Annotated in this window: 1 protein-coding gene; it reads left to right on the forward strand. The window is 51.8% G+C overall.

The features are described 5' to 3' along the window. Positions 1-105 precede the first annotated feature (105 nt). Positions 106-1,757: cysteine peptidase family C39 domain-containing protein (locus PX481_RS10920; protein ID WP_288094575.1), on the forward strand; the 1,652-nt coding region annotated here is incomplete at its 3' end.

Genomic DNA, 1,757 nt, shown 5'->3' on the forward strand with positions numbered 1-1,757 from the left:
AATTCGGGGTCGCGCTCACCCCCACCCACGTCAATCGCCTCCGCAAACAGCTACAGCCGATCCGCATCATCGATCTTTCTCCTTCAGCCAAAGCTTAAAACAACTATGCTCGATACTCACAGCCTCGTCAATCCCTGGCCAGAATTCCTGTCCGAAACCCAGTGGCGGAGTCTCCAGAAAACGGCGATCGCCCTCTCTCCCGAAGCGGGTACCTTGTCCCTACAGCCCGGATTATACCTAGTCGTTCGCGGCAAAGTTCGTATAGCGAACTCCCAGCAAAAAGAGATGATCGCGCTCAAAACCGAGGAATTTTTCGGAGAATTCTCCCTCTTTCCCCGATCGGGTTTTCTGCCCTACTCGGTTCGAGTCTCCGCAAAGGCGGAACTACTTCTTATCCCGGAGTCCGCCCTGAGGCCGATCCTGAAAAAACACCCCGCCCTGAAAAAAACATTACTACAACGGGCGCGGGAAATTGAGCAACTTCTTGGGACGAAGACAGAAGAAACGGACAAAAAAAGCGATCGAGCCTATTTTCCCTCTCCGGCGCAGCGGTTAGGTCACTGGATCGGTCAATCCCTCCGCCGTTATCCCTTCTTCGAGCAACAGTCCGCCTCCGATTGCGGGGCGGCCGGTTTAGTCATGATCGCCCGTTATTGGGGCAAAAGAATCAGCGTCAACCGTTTGCGGGAAATGGCCAACGTCAACCGCGACGGGGCAACCCTGTCGGGACTGATCACCGCGGCGGAAAATATCGGCCTCTCCACCCGTCCGGTAAAAGCGACTCTAGAGGGATTAGGGAAACAGCCCCTACCGGCGATCGCTCACTGGGAAGGCAAACACTTCGTTGTTATCTGGAAAATTACCCCCAAACAGGTGATTATTGGCGATCCAGCGATCGGGCAATTAACCCTAAGTCGTGCCGAATTCGCCAGTAAATGGACGGGATTCACCCTGCTGCTCCAACCGAACCAGAAATTCCGGGACACGAAAGAGGATAAAACCTCTCTCTGGCAGTTTTATCGCTTACTGGAACCCCATTGGTTCGTACTGCTGGAAATTTTCGTCGCCTCGCTTTTTATCCAGATATTCGGCTTAATTACGCCGATTTTCACCCAGTTAATCCTCGATCGAGTAATCGTCCAGGGGTCGTTAACCACCCTTTGGGCGATGGGGATCGGTGCGCTAATTTTCGGGGTTTTTCGGGTGGCAATTACTGGTTTACGCGCCTATCTCCTCGATCACACCGCTAATCGCATCGATACGGCATTAATCACCGGTTTTATCCGCCATACCCTCAGCCTTCCCCTCGGTTATTTCGAGTCCCGCTATGTGGGCGATATCATTTCTCGCGTCGGGGAAAATCGCAAGATTCAGCGTTTTCTCTCTGGGGAAGCTCTCTCGATTTTACTTGACTTATTAACGGTTTTCGTGTATGTGGCGGTGATGTTCCGCTATAGCTGGCAATTAGCCCTGATCAGTTTAGCGATTGTGCCACCGTTCCTTCTGCTGGCGTTAATTTCTACCCCTTTTCTCCAGCGAATATCCCGGGATATTTTTCAGGCGATCGCTAAGGAAAGCAGTTACCTGATCGAGATTTTAACCGGTATTCGTACCGTCAAATCTACTGCCACAGAGCGATCGACCCGTTGGCACTGGGAAGACCTTTTCTCGGTGGAGGTCAAGAAAAATTTCTCCGGGCAGATCATCGGCAATAATCTCCAGATATTCAGTAATCTGATCGAATCTTTAGCGACGAC

Source organism: Microcystis sp. M53603_WE2 (assembly GCF_030065435.1).